Below are 579 nucleotides of genomic sequence, written 5' to 3'. Positions count from 1 at the left end.
TCTCGCGCCATGTATGACGACAGCTACGATCGTTCGATCAGCTTGCGCACGGATGCCCTGGTGATCTGGCGCACCATCGGCGTCGTGCTGAGGGCGACGGGCCTCTGATCCCTGTCATGAAGAGCTGAAGACAGGCCCAGAGTTCCAAAAGACGCTCACCTGCCCTTGCGGGTCGCCCATCAGGCTGGCCGAAGCACCAGGCCAAGTTGCTCCAAGGTGTAGCCGTGCTGTTCGGCAATGCGTTCAAGATCAGCCGCCGCCACTGCGCGTTTCTCAGCGGCTTCAGTCTGCCTTCGTTTCTCGGCGGCGACCGCCGTGCGTGCCTCGTCCAGGCGGATCACCTCGGAGCTGGGAGCTTGTCCTGTGCCCACCGCAGGCACGGCTTCGTCCCTCTGTTTTGCATCGGTGGGCGACTGTGCTTCTTGGGTGATCGACGCTCTTCTGGACGACCTGTCCCTTACAGGATGGTCCTCCACATCATGGGCTGGTTTGCCCACGCGAACATAATGCTCGGCCGATTGCAGGAAGGCCTCCGAGGCCACGCGGTCATTTGCAAGCCGCGCTTCTTCCGCGAACTGA

General features: G+C 62.0%; 1 protein-coding gene. It reads right to left on the bottom strand.

Annotated features, from left to right (window positions below):
* Positions 1-179: 179 nt before the first annotated feature.
* The coding region (locus IEX25_RS19965; protein WP_188717478.1) for a DUF4167 domain-containing protein at positions 180-579 on the bottom strand (400 nt) is incomplete at its 5' end.

The sequence above is a fragment of the Paracoccus acridae genome, from assembly GCF_014642735.1.
In the GTDB taxonomy this organism is placed as follows: Bacteria; Pseudomonadota; Alphaproteobacteria; order Rhodobacterales; family Rhodobacteraceae; genus Paracoccus; species Paracoccus acridae.
This window is presented reverse-complemented; position numbering and strand designations above follow the sequence as displayed.